The sequence below is a fragment of the Treponema endosymbiont of Eucomonympha sp. genome (genome assembly GCF_001028545.1).
In genome coordinates this window covers 1-788 of record NZ_BBPW01000309.1, presented here as the reverse complement: position 1 = coordinate 788, position 788 = coordinate 1, and the positions used below count along the sequence as shown (strand labels likewise).

Here is a 788-nt window from a genome sequence, read left to right as displayed (position 1 = left end):
ATTGCCTACCTGCAAGATTTCTGGCGAGCGGACGGGGAGTATTGCCGACAGGCGGCGACCGTAAAAGGCAAGCCTCTTTCGCCGACCTACGTCAAACACAATCAGGGCGATATTCGCCTGCATATCGCTACATACAAACCCTTCGTAAAAATGCGCCTTGCCGACATAACTACGGGCGACCTTGAGAAGTGGCTATTGTGGAGCAGGGAAGCGCACGGCATAACCGGCAACAGGGCGAACTCCGCTTTGAAACTGGTGAAAATCGCAATGGCGCAGGCAGTACGGCGCGGGCTGATACCGACCGACCCTGCCAAAGGCATAGCGCGAGCGGCAGAAGCAAAAACAGAAAAGGGCATATTGACGCAGGCGGAAGCCGCCGCCGTGTGCGCCTTGCCGCTGGACAACCCGCGCCGACTGCTTCCGGTGCTTTTGGGCTTATGCTGCGGTATGCGGAGCGGAGAAGTCCGGGGCTTGCAATGGCAGGACGTACAGGGCGGGATTATAGACATACGCCATAACTGGATTGACAGGGAAGGCTTGAAGTCGCCGAAGTGCGGAAGTTTCCGCAAAGTGCCCTACGGCGCGGCGGTGTCCGCTTGCCTAGACGCGGTACGTGCGCAAGCGCGGCATATCGGCGGCGCGGATTTCGTGCTTGAAAGCCTGTTTAATGACGGCGAGCCGGTGTCTAAAAACTTTTTCGTAAAAGGGTTATGGGCGGCGCTTGCGGATACCGGATTATCGGTAGAGGCGCAGAAACGGCGCAACATAACGCCGCATAGCCTGCGGCA

General features: G+C 58.0%; 1 protein-coding gene. It reads left to right on the top strand.

What is annotated here, in order from left to right; all coding sequences use genetic code 11:
• On the top strand, window positions 1-788 hold a 788-nt coding region (locus AWU74_RS11880; protein ID WP_187150912.1), incomplete at both ends, for a tyrosine-type recombinase/integrase.